At 69.8% G+C, this 15,256-nt stretch carries 12 protein-coding genes and 1 pseudogene; 2 read left to right on the forward strand and 11 right to left on the reverse strand.

The annotated features are described in order from the left end of the window. Window positions 1-20: 20 nt before the first annotated feature. From ACWDTD_RS07305 to mihF, 8 genes are all read right to left on the reverse strand, one after another. On the reverse strand, window positions 21-1,427 hold the full coding sequence (locus ACWDTD_RS07305) for an RsmB/NOP family class I SAM-dependent RNA methyltransferase (protein WP_449746417.1): 1,407 nt from the start codon (window positions 1,425-1,427) through the stop codon (window positions 21-23). Beyond that, on the reverse strand, window positions 1,424-2,371 hold the full coding sequence (fmt, locus tag ACWDTD_RS07310) for a methionyl-tRNA formyltransferase (protein WP_449746515.1): 948 nt from the start codon (window positions 2,369-2,371) through the stop codon (window positions 1,424-1,426). Before fmt ends, ACWDTD_RS07305 begins: the two co-directional genes overlap by 4 nt. A 53-nt stretch (window positions 2,372-2,424) precedes the next feature. Beyond that, complete coding sequence (locus tag ACWDTD_RS07315) at window positions 2,425-4,383, reverse strand: primosomal protein N' (RefSeq protein ID WP_449746418.1); 1,959 nt, start codon at window positions 4,381-4,383, stop codon at window positions 2,425-2,427. A gap of 62 nt (window positions 4,384-4,445) precedes the next feature. Continuing rightward, window positions 4,446-5,657: a methionine adenosyltransferase gene (gene metK / locus ACWDTD_RS07320; RefSeq protein ID WP_449746419.1), complete on the reverse strand. Its 1,212-nt coding sequence runs from the start codon at window positions 5,655-5,657 to the stop codon at window positions 4,446-4,448. 103 nt (window positions 5,658-5,760) lie between these two features. Continuing rightward, window positions 5,761-7,020: a bifunctional phosphopantothenoylcysteine decarboxylase/phosphopantothenate--cysteine ligase CoaBC gene (coaBC, locus tag ACWDTD_RS07325; protein ID WP_449746420.1), complete on the reverse strand. Its 1,260-nt coding sequence runs from the start codon at window positions 7,018-7,020 to the stop codon at window positions 5,761-5,763. A gap of 16 nt (window positions 7,021-7,036) precedes the next feature. After that, window positions 7,037-7,336 carry a DNA-directed RNA polymerase subunit omega gene (rpoZ, locus tag ACWDTD_RS07330; protein ID WP_449746421.1) on the reverse strand — a complete coding sequence of 100 codons (300 nt, stop codon included), beginning with the start codon at window positions 7,334-7,336 and terminating at the stop codon, window positions 7,037-7,039. Window positions 7,337-7,378: 42 nt separating this feature from the next. Then, entirely contained in the window at window positions 7,379-7,975 is a 597-nt protein-coding gene (gene gmk, locus ACWDTD_RS07335; protein WP_449746516.1) for a guanylate kinase, read from the reverse strand. Then, complete coding sequence (gene mihF, locus ACWDTD_RS07340; protein WP_449746422.1) at window positions 7,972-8,286, reverse strand: integration host factor, actinobacterial type; 315 nt, start codon at window positions 8,284-8,286, stop codon at window positions 7,972-7,974. Before mihF ends, gmk begins: the two co-directional genes overlap by 4 nt. Window positions 8,287-8,820: 534 nt before the next feature. On the opposite strand from mihF, the gene ACWDTD_RS07345 reads away from it, so the two are divergent. After that, complete coding sequence (locus tag ACWDTD_RS07345) at window positions 8,821-10,680, forward strand: alpha-amylase family protein (RefSeq protein ID WP_449746423.1); 1,860 nt, start codon at window positions 8,821-8,823, stop codon at window positions 10,678-10,680. Between the two features lie 21 nt (window positions 10,681-10,701). Here the strand turns inward: ACWDTD_RS07345 and ACWDTD_RS07350 are convergent, their stop codons facing one another. After that, entirely contained in the window at window positions 10,702-11,970 is a 1,269-nt protein-coding gene (locus ACWDTD_RS07350; RefSeq protein WP_449746424.1) for a sensor histidine kinase, read from the reverse strand. Then, window positions 11,954-12,604: a response regulator gene (locus ACWDTD_RS07355; RefSeq protein WP_449746425.1), complete on the reverse strand. Its 651-nt coding sequence runs from the start codon at window positions 12,602-12,604 to the stop codon at window positions 11,954-11,956. The genes ACWDTD_RS07350 and ACWDTD_RS07355 overlap by 17 nt, the downstream gene beginning before the upstream one ends. Before the next feature lie 261 nt (window positions 12,605-12,865). Between ACWDTD_RS07355 and ACWDTD_RS07360 the strand changes: the two genes are divergently transcribed. After that, a complete protein-coding gene (locus tag ACWDTD_RS07360) occupies window positions 12,866-14,698 on the forward strand; it encodes a PE family protein (protein WP_449746426.1) in 1,833 nt (610 codons plus the stop codon). 145 nt (window positions 14,699-14,843) lie between these two features. On the opposite strand, the pseudogene ACWDTD_RS07365 reads toward ACWDTD_RS07360, so the two are convergent. Next, window positions 14,844-15,194 (reverse strand): annotated as a pseudogene (locus tag ACWDTD_RS07365) (response regulator); the annotation flags it as partial. Window positions 15,195-15,256 lie beyond the last annotated feature (62 nt).

Consider the following 15,256-nt stretch of genomic DNA (forward strand, 5'->3'; position numbering starts at 1 on the left):
GATGTGGGCACGCTCGACGGTCAGTCCTTGGTCAACGCGGCCAGGAACATGGCGTCGGTGCCCTGGCGATGGGGCCAGAGCTGTACGTGCGGGCCGTCGCCGATCGCCTCCCCCGCACTCACCAGCGGACGTGCGTCGAGCTGCCGGGCGCCGGGCGTCTCGGCGAGCACGGTTGCCACCACCTCGGTGGTCTCTGCCGGATGTGGCGAGCACGTGGAGTAGATGATCACCCCGCCGGGCCGTACCAGGCGCAGCGCCTCGGTGAGCAGTGCCCGCTGCAGCGCCACCAGGTCGGGAACACTGTCGGGCGTGCGCCGCCACCGCACCTCCGGGCGACGGCGCAACGAGCCGAGTCCGGTACACGGCGCATCGAGGAGGATGCGATCGAAACCCGGCGCCAGGCCGGTCTCGGTGGTGAGATCACGCGCATCACCGACATGCACGTCGACGGGCATCTCGCGGGTCACCCCACGGATCAGGTTGGCGCGGTGTTCGCTCACCTCCACCGCGTCGAGGTGGGTGCCGTCGATGTCCGCGATGGCACCGATCAGTGCCGCCTTGCCGCCGGGTCCGGCACACATGTCCAGCCACCGGCCGCCGTCGGCTCCCACATCGGCCACGGTCACCGCGCGGGCCACGAGCTGGCTGCCCTCGTCCTGCACACCGGCGTAGCCCTGACGCACCGCCTCGATGTCCCCGGGATCACCTCCCGGCAGATACACGCAGTACGGCGAGTAGCGGCCCACCTCTCCCCCGCTGGTCAGGGCGAGTTCTTCGGCGGTGATCAGGCCGGGGCGGGCCACCAGGTGCACGGGCGGACGTTCGTCGTCGGCGGCCAGCGCGGCCTGCAGTTCTCCCGCCGACCCGCCGAGGGCCTCGAAGAACACTTCGGCGATCCATCGTGGGTGGGCGTACCGGAACGCCAGGTTGCCGATCAGGTCGTCGGCCATCGACGGGGCCAGCTCGTCGACCCACAGGTCCTCGTCGCGCTGTGAGATCTTGCGCAGCACGGCGTTGACGAATCCCGACGGTCCCATGCCCTTTTCGCTGCGAATGAGGTCGACCGACGTGGAAACCGCCGCGTGGGCACCGATGCGGGTGCGCAGCAACTGATACGCGCCCAGACGGAGCACGTCGAGCACCTCACCGTCGATGTCGGCGATCCGACGTTTCGCGGCGTCGGCGATGATCACGTCGAGGATGCCCTGCGCCCGCAGGGTGCCGTAGGTGAGTTCGGTGGCCAGTGCGGCGTCCCGTCCGGTGATGTGCCGCTCGCGCAACAGCTTCGGCAGCACCAGGTTGGCGTAGGCGTCGCGTTCCCGCACCGCGCGCAGCACGTCGCGGGCCACCGCGCGGGCCGGGTCGACGGCCTTGTCGCGGGTTTTCGGGTCGCGCGCGGCACCGCGTGTCCGTGGTCGATTGTTCACGTGAGCACCGTCTGATCGTCGAGTCGGGCTCCCCGCGCCCAGTCGGTGGCGGGCATCTGTTTCTTGCCCGGCGGTTGCACCCAGCCGAGCCGGACGGGTTCGGTGCCGGTGCCGACGAGGACGGCCTTCTTGGTTACCACGACGCGGCCCGGAGCAAGCTCGACGGGCCCGGCAGCGTCGGGTGTCGCCTCGGCGACGCCCACCGGTCCCAGTTTGATCCGGTTGTCGTCGAGCGTCGTCCACGCCCCCGGTGCCGGCGTGTGCGCACGGATTCGGCGTTCGAGCAGGTGAGCGGGCAACTCCCAGCGGACCCGCGCGTCGTCGACCTCGATCTTCGGGGCGTGGCTGACACCCTCGGCGGGCTGCTCACGCGGCACGAGGTCGCCCGATTCGATGCCGTCGAGCGTGGACACCAGCAGTCCGGCACCCGCGTCGGCAAGCCGGTCGAGCACATCCCCGCTGGTGTCGGAGGGCCGGACGGTCTCGGTGAGCACCCCGAACACCGGCCCCGTGTCGAGTCCTTTCTCCAGCCGGAAGGTGCTGGCCCCGGTGGTCTCGTCGCCGGCGGCGATGGCCGCCTGCACCGGGGCGGCACCGCGCCAGGCCGGCAGCACCGAAAAGTGCAGGTTCACCCAACCGTGTGCCGGCAGCTCGAGCAGCGCCGGCGGGACGAGCCCGCCGTAGGCCACTACCGCACCCACGTCGGGTGCCCAGCGGGCCAGCGTGTCGCCGACCTCGGGTTCGGACAGCCGACGCGGGGTGATCACCTCGATGCCGTGGTCATCGGCGAGCATCGCGACCGGCGCCCGGTTCACCTTGCGTCCTCGTCCGGACACGGCGTCGGGGCGGCTGATCACGCCGACCACCTCGTGTTGGGGAGAGTCGATGAGCCGCCGCAGCGAGGGCACGGCAACCTCAGGTGTTCCGGCGAACACGATCCGCACGCTTGTCCTCCTCGCGGTCTGGGCCCGGTCCATCTCGTCGACGCCGGCTGCGCTCATCCGATGGTAGGCGGGTCCACCTGAACGCGAAGCGGGCCGGTGCGGTGCGCCGTGTTGCGCCGGATCTGCGCCGCCCCGAGCGCCTGGGCCAGTTCGCGTCCGACGCGGCGGTCGGAGCGAACCAGGATGCGCTCCACCTCGCCGTCGAAGTCGGCATCGTCGGCCTCCCAGTCGTCGCTGCCCGCGGGGGGTCGCACGCCCGGCGGCAGTGGCACCGGCCCCAGTACGTCGGCACCCTCGGGCAGGTCGATGGTGTCGACGAACGACATCACCAGCGGCGCCGGGCCGTCGATCGACGCCATGGTGACGGCGGGCGGAAAACCGGACTCGACGCGGCGCGCCAGCTCGGTGCTCGCGAAACCGACTGGGTCCCAACGGATCACGGCCTGTACGGGAGCCAGCGCGGCATCGGCGACGATGACCATCGCACCGCCCTGGCCGCGGGGACGGACAAGGGCGCCAACCGCCATCCACCGTCGGACGGCGTCCTCGTCGACGCGCAGGTCGGCCCGGTCGAGTTGTGCCCAGGTGTCGAGCACGACGGCGGCACCGTAACCGCCGTCGGCCACCGGTTCGGCTCCCGGCGTGGCCACCACGACGCGTGCTCCCGCGTCCACCCGGTCGGCCACCGCCGCTCCCCCGCTGGTCAGCACCGGCACCCCGGCGAAGGCGCGACCGAGTTCCTCGGCGGTGCGGCGTGCGCCGGTGGTGAGCGCCCGCACCGTGGTGCCGCCGCACTCGGGGCAGCGGAACGCGACCTCCGGCCGGCCACACCACCGGCACGACAGATGCTGGTCGGCGTCGAGTTCGAGCGGACCGTGACAGGCGCGGCAGCGGGCGTGGGCGCGGCAACGGGCGCAGGACAGCGACGGGATGTAGCCGCGGCGGGGCACGCTGAACAGCACCGGGGCGTCGGCGGCCAGCGCGGAACGTGCCGCGTCGAAGGCCAGTGCGGGAATGCGGGCGGTACGCGCCAACCGATCGCGGGCGATGCGGGCGTCCTCGTCGGTGATGGCGTCGATCCGGGGTGCGCGTTCGCGCACCACCGCGCGATCGGCCACCAGATCGTGCGCCCACCCGGACTCGGCCAGCACCTGGGCCTCGGCGGTGCGGGCGAAACCGCCGATCACCAGTCCGGACTGTTCGATGTGCGCCCGCAACACCGCCACTTCCCGCGGATGCGGATAGGGTGCGCGGGGTTCGGCGAGGCTGTCGTCGCCGTCGTCCCACACCACGATGAGGCCCAGATCGTGCACCGGCGCGAACACCGCGCTGCGGGTGCCGAGCACCACGTCGGCGGCGCCGCGACGCACCGCGAGCCAGCGGCGGTAGCGGGCGGTGGGCCCGAGGCCGGCCGCCAGCGTCACACAGCGGTCGCCGAGCAGCGGTGCGCACGCCGCGTCGAGCCGGTCGAGATCGCGCTGGTCGGGCACGATGACCACCACTCCACGTCCGGCGGCGGCGGTGACGGCGGCCAGTTCGGCCAATCGCTGCGTCCATTGCTCACCCGGCAGCGCCTGCCACAGCGCGCGGGGCGTCGCCCCGGCGGCCAGCGCATCCAGGAACGAGTCGGCGTTGCGGTAGGCCCGCCACGGCTCGCGGTCGCCGACGATCACCTCGGCGGTGGGTGCGGCGGTGGCTTCTTTCTCGGTGCGCGCGTGACGTGGGGGCACCGCGAGGCGCACCACATCCGACATCGTGCCCGCGTAGCGGTCGGCGACGGCCCGGCACACCCGGATCATCTCCGGCGAGAGCACCGGCTCCGGCGAGACCACCCGGTCGAGCCAGCCCAGTTTGCCGGGATGCTCGGATTCGTCGACGCGGTCGAGCAGGAAACCGTCGATCAGTCGACCGGAGAACCGGACGCGCACGCGGGCGCCGGGCACCGCGTCGGCGTCCTGCTCGGAGTCGATGAGGTAATCGAAGGCCCGGTCGAGATGGGCCAGCCCGAGCATGGGCAGGACCTTCGCGACCGGCCTCGACGCGGCACGTTCTTTCAGAGAACTGCCGCTCGCGGTCAGAGACCTGCCGCCGCGCGCAACTTCTCGGCGCGGTCGGTGTTCTCCCACGGCAGACCCAGGTCGGTACGACCGAAGTGCCCGTAGGCGGCGGTGGGCGCGTAGATGGGTCGCAGCAGGTCGAGGTCGCGGATGATCGCGAGCGGACGCAGATCGAAGGTCTCGGCGATCGCCTTGCGGATCACCGCCGGGTCGGTCTTCTCGGTGCCGAAGGTCTCCACGAACAGTCCGACCGGCGCTGCCTTGCCGATCGCGTAGGCCACCTGCACCTCGATGCGGCTGGCCAGTCCCGCGGCCACCGCGTTCTTGGCCACCCAGCGCATCGCGTAGGCCGCGCTGCGGTCCACCTTCGACGGGTCCTTGCCGGAGAACGCGCCGCCACCGTGTCGCGCCATGCCGCCGTAGGTGTCGACGATGATCTTGCGTCCGGTGAGGCCCGCATCGCCCATCGGCCCGCCGAGCACGAACTTACCCGTGGGGTTGACGAACAACCGGTAGCCGTCGGTGACGAAGCCGGGCACCTCGAGGTCGGCGAGTACCGGATCGATCACCTGCGTGGTGATGTCGGGGGTGAGCATGTTGTCGAGGTCGATGTCGGCGGCATGCTGCGTCGAGACCACCACGGTGTCGAGACGGACCGGCTTGTCGCCGTCGTATTCGATGGTGACCTGCGTCTTGCCGTCGGGACGCAGGTACGGCAGCCTGCCGTTCTTGCGGACCTCGGTGAGCCGGCGCGACAGGCGGTGGGCCAGCGCGATGGGCACCGGCATCAGTTCGGGGGTCTCGTCGGTGGCATATCCGAACATCAGGCCCTGGTCGCCCGCGCCCTGCGCGTCGATCTCGTCCTCGGAGATGCCGCTGCGGCTCTCGTGCGAGTTGAACACGCCGCCGGCGATGTCGGGTGACTGCGCGCCGATCGCGACGTTGACGCCGCAGGACGCGCCGTCGAATCCCTTGGTCGACGAGTCGTAGCCGATGTCGAGGATCTTGGCGCGCACGATGCCCGGGATGTCGACGTACGCGGTGGTGGTGACCTCGCCCGCCACATGCACCTGCCCGGTGGTGACGAGGGTCTCCACGGCCACCCGGGCATGCGGGTCCTCGGCCAGGATCGCGTCGAGAACCGAGTCGCTGATCGCGTCACAGATCTTGTCGGGATGTCCCTCGGTGACTGACTCACTGGTGAACAGGCGCGACGCAGATGTGGTCATCGGGTCCTCTCAAGATCGTGGTGGTCCGCGGTGGCAACCGGCGCGGATGTCGTCGATTAGGGTTTCAACCTACACACCCGGTCCGACGGTGCGTCGGATCAGGTCAGGTGCGCTCTACATCTGGCACCAGCGTGCGGACTTCGTCAAGTATCCGGCTCGCCATGAGTGTTTTCGAGCCCAGCGGCAACGCCGTCTCCGAGCCCGTGGCGGTGAGCAGCCAGCCGGTGTTGTCCTCGGTGCCGAACGCCTTTCCGTTGCCCACGGCGTTCACGACAAGGACGTCGCAGCCCTTGCGACGCAGTTTTGCGCGGCCGTGGTCGAGGACGCCGCCGTGCTCGTCGCCGGTCTCGGCGGCAAATCCGACGATCACCGTGTCGGTGGGAATCGCCCCGGCCGCACGTTCTTCGACCAGCCCACGCAGGATGTCGGGATTGGTGGTCAGTTCGATCGGCGCCGGACCTTGCGCACCCTTCTTGATCTTCGCCTCGGCGGTGGAAACGGGACGGAAGTCGGCGACCGCGGCGGCCATGATCACCACATCGCATTCGGCGGCCCGTTTGGTCATCTCGTCGGCGAGTTGCCGGGCGGTGGACACGTGCACCACCTCGACCGCGGCGGGATCCCCGGCCTCGTTGGTGGATCCGGCGACGACGGTGACCTGGGCTCCGCGCTGCGCCGCGGCGCGGGCCAGGGCGAAGCCCTGCTTGCCGGAGCTGTGGTTGCCGAGGAAACGCACCGGGTCGAGTGGTTCGCGGGTGCCACCGGCGCTGATCACCATGCGCACCCCGGCCAGGTCGTGGGGCAGGGCGTCGGCGCGGTCGAGGAGCAGTTCACCCAGCAGAGCGATCTCCTGCGGATCGGGCAGGCGACCGGCGCCGCTGTCGCGGCCGGTGAGCCGCCCGGAGGCCGGGGTCAGCACCGTGACTCCACGCGCGCGCAGAGTGTCGACGTTCTGCTGGGTGGCGGGATGTTCCCACATCTCGGTGTGCATGGCGGGCACCATCATCACCGGGCAGCGCACCGTCAGCAGCGACGCGGTGAGCAGGTCGTCGGCGCGACCGGCGGCGGCGCGGGCCATCAGGTCGGCGGTGGCGGGTGCGACGATCACCAGGTCGGCGCCTTGCCCCAGACGCACATGCGCCACCTGGTCGACGTCGTCGAAGACCTCCGTGCTCACCGGGTGACCGGAGAGCGCCTCAAAAGTGGCGGCGCCGATGAAGTTCAGGGCGGCGCGGGTGGGTACCACCCGCACTTCGTGGCCGGCCTCGGTGAAATGCCGGATCACCGAGCACACCTTGTATGCGGCGATCCCGCCGCCGACGCCGACGAGGATGCGCCGCCGTGCGGTTCCCGGAGAGCTCATCGCCGCGGCCGCGGTCTTACTCGCCCTCGGTGTGCTCGAGCAGGTCGGAGTGGATCTCACGCAGCGCGATCGACAGCGGCTTTTCCTGCAGACCCGGCTCCACCAGCGGTCCGACGTATTCGAGGATGCCGTCGCCGAGCTGGTTGTAGTAGTCGTTGATCTGGCGGGCGCGCTTGGCCGCGTAGATCACCAGGGCGTACTTCGACGACGCGCGGTCGAGCAGGTCGTCGATGGGGGGATTGGTGATGCCGATGGGGGTCTCGTACGCCGGGGCGTCGGCGATCTCGGTCATCTCGAAATTGGTCTGCGTGCTCACGCGGGCTCCTGCGTTGATCTGTCGCGAATAATGTCGGTGGGCCTAGCTGCGGGCCACGGCGTCCGGTCCGACCAGCAAGGATACCAATTGGTGCGCTGCGGAGTCGACTTCGGTGTTCACCACCACGTGGTCGAACTCGTCTTGCGCGGCCATTTCGGTGCGGGCCGTGTCCAGTCGGCGGGCCACCGCCTCGGGGGTCTCGGTGCCGCGTTTGGTGAGGCGGGAGACGAGATCGTCCCAGCTCGGCGGCGCCAGGAAGACGGTGATCGCCTCCGGCAGCCGACGCACCACGTTGCGTGCGCCGACCAGGTCCACCTCCAACAGTACCGGCCTGCCCGCGGCCAGCGCGTCCTCGACGGGCCTCGCCACGGTACCGCTGCGCTGCAGGCCACCGTGGATGTCGGCCCATTCAAGGAACTCGTCGTCGGCGATCATCTGATCGAACCGCTCGCGGGACACAAAGCGGTAGTCGCGGCCGTCGACCTCGCCGGGACGCGGATCGCGGGTGGTGGCCGAGACGCTGAAGTACAGGTCGGGGACGAGTTCTCGGACCCGGCTGACCACCGTCGACTTCCCCACGGCCGAGGGGCCGACCAATACCACCAGTCGGCCCCTCGGTTTCGCGGTGTGTCCGCTCAGGACGGGAACTTCTCGAGCAGCGCCTTGCGCTGACGATCGCCGAGGCCGCGCAGGCGGCGGGTGGGGGCGATCTCGAGTTCGGTCATGATCTCCTGCGCCTTGACCTTGCCGACCTTGGGCAGGGCCTCGAGCAGTGCCGAGACCTTCATCTTGCCGAGGATCTCGTCGTTCTCGGCGTCCTTGAGCACCTGCGCGAGGTCGGTGCCGCCACGCTTGAGGCGTTCTTTGAGTTCAGCGCGTGCACGCCGAGCGGCCGCCGCCTTCTCCAACGCGGCAGCGCGCTGCTCGTCTGTCAACTGGGGAAGCGCCACGGTTTCCTCCGTCTTTCGTTCTCGATCTGGACTGCACCGGCACCTGGGTCAGGTGCCCGGTGGCACTGGGCCGGCGCTCGGCGGATGCGCGGGCCCCTGGTGGCCTGGCGTCCGCCGAATTACTGCGGCGAAAGCGACCGTACCCACGTGAGCAGGCATTTGCGAGAGCCACCCCCGGGTAAACACCAGGATCTGGTGCTGTAAAGAGTCCACCGGTCATCACGACGTGGATGGGCGTCCCCCTCGCCCACCGACCCCGGGAGGACGCGTTGATTCCTATTATCGACGCAGCTCAGAGGCACAAAAAGGGAGCGCACCAGGCCACCCGGCAGTTCCGCCCACACCGAGGACGACGCGGCACTGCTGAGCAGGATGTGACGGGTGGGACTGTGGCCGAGGAGACCGGATTTTCTCCGTCGTCCCAGCGTGTCGCGGCGCGCGACCCCGGATATGCACACCCACCCGCCGCCCCGGACCGATGGGTTAGTGTCTGCGCATGCCTAGGTCGAGGCGTCCGAAACGCGCGGAGTTGCGGTGACCACCTGGGACCTGCGGGTGCAGCGGTACCACGATGACCTCACCGACGCCGTGATAGCGGTCTTCGGCCCCGGCGCCGTGACCGACGTGGTGCCGCGGTTGTTGAACGTCGCCGAACAAGCGTTCCGTGTGCGACCCGAGGCACTCCGCGAACTCGACGAGCGGCGACTGCTGCGGCCCGACTGGCTTCAGCAACCCGACATGATCGGATACGCGGCCTACACCGAGCGTTTCGCCGGGACGCTGGCCGGGGTGGCCGGGCGTCTGGATCATCTGCGGGAACTCGGCGTCACCTATCTGCACTTGATGCCGCTGCTGCAACCGCGTCCGGGCGACAACGACGGCGGCTACGCCGTCGCCGACTACCGGCGGGTGCGCCCGGACCTGGGCACCACCGACGATCTGGCCGACCTCGCCGACACGCTGCGCGCCGCAGGAATCAGTCTCACCGTCGACCTCGTTCTCAATCACGTCGCGCGAGAACACGAGTGGGCGCAGAAGGCGATCGGCGGAGATCCCAAGTACCGCGCCTACTTCCACACATTCGCCGACCGCACCGAACCGGACGTGTACGAACGCACCCTTCCCGAGGTGTTCCCGGACTTCGCGCCCGGCAACTTCACGTTCGACGAGGAGATGGGCCGGTGGGTGTGGACCACCTTCAACTCCTGGCAGTGGGATCTGAACTGGGCCAATCCCGACGTGCTGCTCGAGTTCGCGGACATCATCTTCTTCCTGGCCAATCTCGGCGTGGAGGTGTTCCGTCTCGACGCGATCGCGTTCCTGTGGAAACGCGTCGGCACCGACTGCCAGAACCAGCCCGAGGTGCATGCGATCACCCAGATCCTGCGTGCGCTGACCCGAATGGTGGCGCCGGCGGTGGCGTTCAAGGCCGAGGCGATCGTGGGACCCGCCCAGCTCGTCGCCTACCTGGGTGTGGGCCGGCACGACGGCCGGGTGAGCGATCTGGCCTATCACAACTCGCTGATGGTGCAGATCTGGTCGATGCTCGCCACGGCCGACACCGCCCTGGCCGGCCACGCACTCGGCGCCCTGCCGCCGACACCGCCGACGGGCACCTGGATCTGTTACGTACGCTGCCACGACGACATCGGCTGGGCCATCGACGACGCCGACGCCGCAGCCGTGGGACTCACCGGCGGCCCGCACCGCCGGTTTCTCTCCGACTGGTTCTCCGGCGCGTTTCCCGGATCTCCCGCTGCGGGACTGGTGTTCCAGTCCAATCCGGAGACCGGCGACCGGCGGATCAGCGGCACCACCGCGGCGCTGACCGGACTTCAGACGGCCGCCGACGCCGCCGAGGTCGACGCCGCGCTGGGCCGCATCTTCCTGGCCCATGCGATCGCCTACGGGTGGGGTGGCATCCCGGTGATCTGGAGCGGCGACGAACTCGGCACACCCAACGATCCGCACTGGGCCGACGAGGCCGGCCACGCGAACGACAACAGGTGGGCACACCGGCCGGCACTCGACCCCGCACGATTCGCCGCGCGCCACGATCCGGAATCGATTCCCGGACGTGTCTTCGCCGGACTGCGTCACCTCGGGCGGGTGCGGGCGTCTCTCCCCCACCTGCACGCGCGTGTCCCCAGCGAGATCGTGTGGTCCGACGGGCCCGTTCTGGTGACCGCCCGACGGGCGCCGCTCGGCCCGCTGGTGGGTGTGTACAACGTGAGTGCGCGGTGGGTGTCCCTACCGATCGAGGTGATCGGAGGATGCGGGATCGAGCGGCCGTGGGATGTGCTCTCCGATCGCCCGATCAGCCCCGACGACGCCGGCTCGGTGTGGTTGGCCCCGTATGCGGCGTGGTGGGTGCTCGACGCTTCGGCGCGGTAGCCCTCCACATCGACAGGACGGCTAGCAGGGCAATGTCGCGATGGCCACCGTTCCGCCGCGCGGGGCCGCCATGACCGACAGCGTGCCGCCTTCGGCCTCCAGACGAATCCGCCGCGACTGCAGGCCCAGGTGCCCGTCGGCGAGCCTGGCCGCCAGGGTCGCGGGGTCCACGTCGGCGTCGGCCACACCCACACCGTCGTCGAGGACAACGAGCCGCGCGCGACCCTCGTCACGTTCGATGGTGACTTCGGCCCGGGTGGCGTGCGCGTGTTTGACCACGTTGGTGAGCAACTCCCGTGCCGTGGCGTAGAGCAGCCGGTCGGCGGGCGTGCGGGCGGTGTCGGGCCAGCCCGCGCTGTCGACGCTGACCCGCAACCGGTTGGTGGCCTCTACCGACCGCCCCAGTTCGCTCAGCGCCGCGGCCAGACCGTACTGGTCGAGCACCGCCGGATGCAGGGTGGTCAGCGTCGAGCGCAACAACCTGCTCGACTCGCCCAGCGCGGCGTCGATGCGGTCGAGAGCTGCCGGGTCGCCGTCGCGGGCGGCGGCCACGTCGTGCCGGGCGGCGAGCACGAACTGCAGCGCACCGTCGTGCAATGCCTCGGCGAGGTCGCGACGTTCCCGCTCCTCGATCTGCATCGCGTCGTCGAGCAGTTCGGACCTCTCGACGGCCAGCGCGCCGATGGCCTCCACGCGCGAGCGCTGCACCCGCGAGAGCATGATGCTTCCGACGCCGAGCGCTGCGATCACGAACGTGTCGAGCAGGACATAGGACCACGGCCTGTCGTTCGCGCCTTTGGCTGCTGCGCTGGCGACAAAGAACACCACGGTTGTCGGCACGGCGACCGCCACGCACACCCATGGACGCAGCTGTGTCGCCGCGATGAGCGGGATGATCGCCAACCCGTCGAGGAGTACGTCGGAGGTCCAGCTGATCGCGTCCGAACGCGCGCAGAGCACTGCGAGTGCCGTCAGCGCCGCGAGATCGACGAACACCGCGAGCCAGGCGAACCGAGCGATCCTGAGTCCCAACAGTGGCGCGGCCACGGCCGAGCCGACGCACCAGGCGACGTAACATCCCACCACCGTCCACGTCGCCGCCAGCGACCGGGCGGGTGGATCGAACGCGATCACGAGCACCACGAACACGGCCAGGATCAGGCGTAGGACGACCTGGATACGAACACCCCGCGTCACATGGTCGACGAGAATCGGGTAGAGCGACGCCGACCCGACCAGGTCGGGTAACTGTCGGTGCGGACGCGAGGCGGCCTCAGTCGATGAGTCCACGGCGCATCCCCTCGGCCACCGCGGCGGCACGGTCGGAGACGCCGAGTTTCTCGTAGAGGCGCTGCGTGTGGGTTTTCACCGTGGCGGCACCGATGTAGAGCTCGGCAGCGATCTGCGGGATGGACTGTCCGCGGGCGAACCCGTTGAGCACCTGGGATTCCCGCTCACTGAGCGTAGGTGCGCCGGACACCGAGTGCGCCCGGATCTGATCGACCAGCCCGGTGGCCAGTTCCGGCGGTATCACCGTCTCGCCCTTGGCCACCCGCTCCACCGCCGAGACGATCGTGTCGCGGTCGGATTCCTTGGACAGATAGCCGCTGGCGCCCTTCTCCAGCGCGGCGAACACGATCGGCGCATCGGTGACCGCCGAGAGCAGCAACACCTTGGTGGGCAGCCCATCCCGGGTCACGGCGTGCGCCACGTCGACACCGTTCATGTCGGGCATCTGGTAGTCGACGACGGCGACGTCGGGCGTCTTCTCACGGATCACCTCTAGTGCGCTGCGTCCGTCGCCGGCCTCGCCCACCACCGAGACGCGTCCGCTGGCAGTGAGACCCCGGCTGACACCGTCCCGGAAGAAGGGATGGTCATCGACGACCACCACGGTCACCCGCTGAGCACCCACATTTTCCATCACATGAGCGTAAACGGTGCATCCGCCGGGAATCCGAACCCCACGGTCGCGTTACCGACCGGACTTGGGTGGTGTTGGAGAATCTGGGTGCTCGTATGGAATGCCGCCTTGGGCCTTTGGTGCCGCACGAGTAGGACCTTTGGCCTATCACATTGTGGTGCAGCGGGTTTCGTGGTTTCCGAGTAGTTCATGATGCTATCATTGGCTATGTAGTGCAGTGCATATCCAGTGCGCGCACGGCCACCTGAAGGGGTGAGGTCGATGACGACCACACGGATCATGTCCATCAGCGGGGTGGCGGTCACCGCCGCAGCGTTGGCCGGGATCGGGGCCGCGGTGCTACCCGCGGCAGCAATGGGCACCGCACCCCCCAACCCGTTCACCGTTGTCGATGCGAGTGTGCCGGTGTGGGCTCAACACAATGGGTTGGCGCGCCTGGCGGGGATCACTGCCCCGATCGGCGGGGTCGGTACCACCAGCGATGGTGGGCAGGTTGCGGTGGTCGATACCGGCGCGTTCTTGTTGGATCTGCAGGCGGCGGTGGCGCGCGGTGATGCCAGTACCGGGGTGGTCGATCTGAACTCGCGGGTGCACACGGCGGTCACCGAGCTCACCGGACGTTCACTTGACGTGGCGGCACCCCACAGTGGTGGCGGTGCTGATCCTGCCGACGTCACGCACGCGAGCGCTGTCTCCTACACCGTGCCCACAGGGGGTGGTGGTGCCACCGTGCGTGGCGTGGTGGCGTCGGCCGCCGCGTTGGTGGCCGCGGTTGACGCCGATGGCAACGCGGTGAATCTGGTGATGACCATCAGCCTCGACCCCGACACCGGTCTGCGGGTGGTAGGCCCGTTCGGATTGTTGTGGATCGGCAACGGTGCTGATGGCACCAGCACCACTCCCAACGGGGGTAACGGCGGCATCCTGTTCGGCAGCGGTGGTGCCGGATTCGGCGGTGGTAGCGGTGGGAACGCCGGGCTGATCGGTAACGGCGGTGCCGGTGGTGACGGTACTACCGGCGGGAACGGTGGTATCGGTGGCTTGTTGTTCGGATCCGGTGGTGCCGGCGGCAACAGCACCGTGAATGGTGGAGTGGCCGGTAACGGTGGGCGCGCCGGGTTCTGGGGGTCCGGCGGTGACGGCGGCACCGCCGCCGCAGGCGTGTACGGGGTGACCGGCGGTAATGGTGGTGCCGGTGGCTGGGTCCTCGGCAACGGTGGTGCCGGCGGTAACGGCAGCAACGGCACCGAGTACTACGGCGGTAATGGGGGTTTGGTCCTCGTCAACGGTGGTAGCGGCGGTAACGGCGGCATCGCCTACCTCGTCGGTAACGGCGGCGCCGGCGGTAACGGCGGCAATGGCGCCGACGGCATCACCCTCGCCACCGTCACACCCCTCCCGCCGGCCGCTGACGGCACCGACGGCACCAGCGACGACAGGAACGGTGGCCACGGCAGTGACGGCACTGAAGTCGGGCAACCCGGCGGAAACGGTGGCAAAGGTTACTGGGATTCCGAGAGCAGCGCAGGTGGTGATGGCGGCAACGGCGGCCCCGCGGCCGATGGTGGCAACGGTGGTGCAGGTAGCGACGCGTACACCGGCGCCGGCGGCGCCGGCGGCAACGGCGGTGATGGCGGCACCGGGCTGACCGGCAACCCGGGCACCAGCGGCGGCAACGGCGGCAGCGGTGGCAACGGTGGGGTTCTCTTCGGCACCGGCGGAGCCGGCGGCGGCAGCGGCAATGGCGGTGACGGCAGCAACGGCGGAACGGGCGGCAATGGCGGCGCGGGTGGTAAGGGCGGTGGAGGATGGCATGTCGGCGGCACCGGAGGAGACGGGGGCGCGGGCGGTGACGGTGGCGCGGGCGGTGACGGCGGACACGCCGGCACCGCGGGCACCGCAGGCAGCGGCGGCCTCATCGGCCAGCGCGGCACCACCGGAACCACCGGAATCGGAGGCGCCGGAGGCGCTGGCGGTGTGGGGGGCACCGGAGGTGTCGGCGGTAACGGGGGAAGCAGCATCGACGGCGGCAGCGGCGCCTACGGCCAGTCCGGCGCCAGCGGTCAGCAAGGCGCCAACGGCGCGAACGGCTGACCCCATCCCACCTCGGCCCGGAGTCACACCCCCGGTCCGAATTGCGCGGGCCCTACCCGGACAGCAACGGTCAGTGGTGGGCGCTCAGCGCCGGTTGGCACGGCAATGTCGCGATGGCCACCGTTCCGCCGCGCGGGGCGGGCGTCGAGTGCGCTCGGATCTGGTCGACCAGCCCGGTGGCCAGTTCCGGTGGTATCACCGTCTCCCCCTTGGCCACCCGCTCCACCGCCGAGAGCAGCAACACCTTGGTGGGCAGCCCATCCCGGGTCACGGCGTGCGCGACGTCGACACCGTTCATGTCGGGCATCTGGTAGTCGACGACGGCGACGTCGGGAGTCTTCTCACGGATCACTTCTAGTGCGCTGCGTCCGTCGCCGGCCTCGCCCACCACCGAGACGCGTCCGCTGGCAGTGAGACCCCGACTGACACCGTCCCGGAAGAAGGGATGGTCATCCACAACCACCACAGTCACCCGCTGAGCGCCCACATTCTCCATCACATGAGCGTAAACGGTGCATCCACCGGGAATCCGAACCCGACGGTCGCGTTACCGACCGG

This window comes from Gordonia sp. NPDC003425 (genome assembly GCF_053588635.1).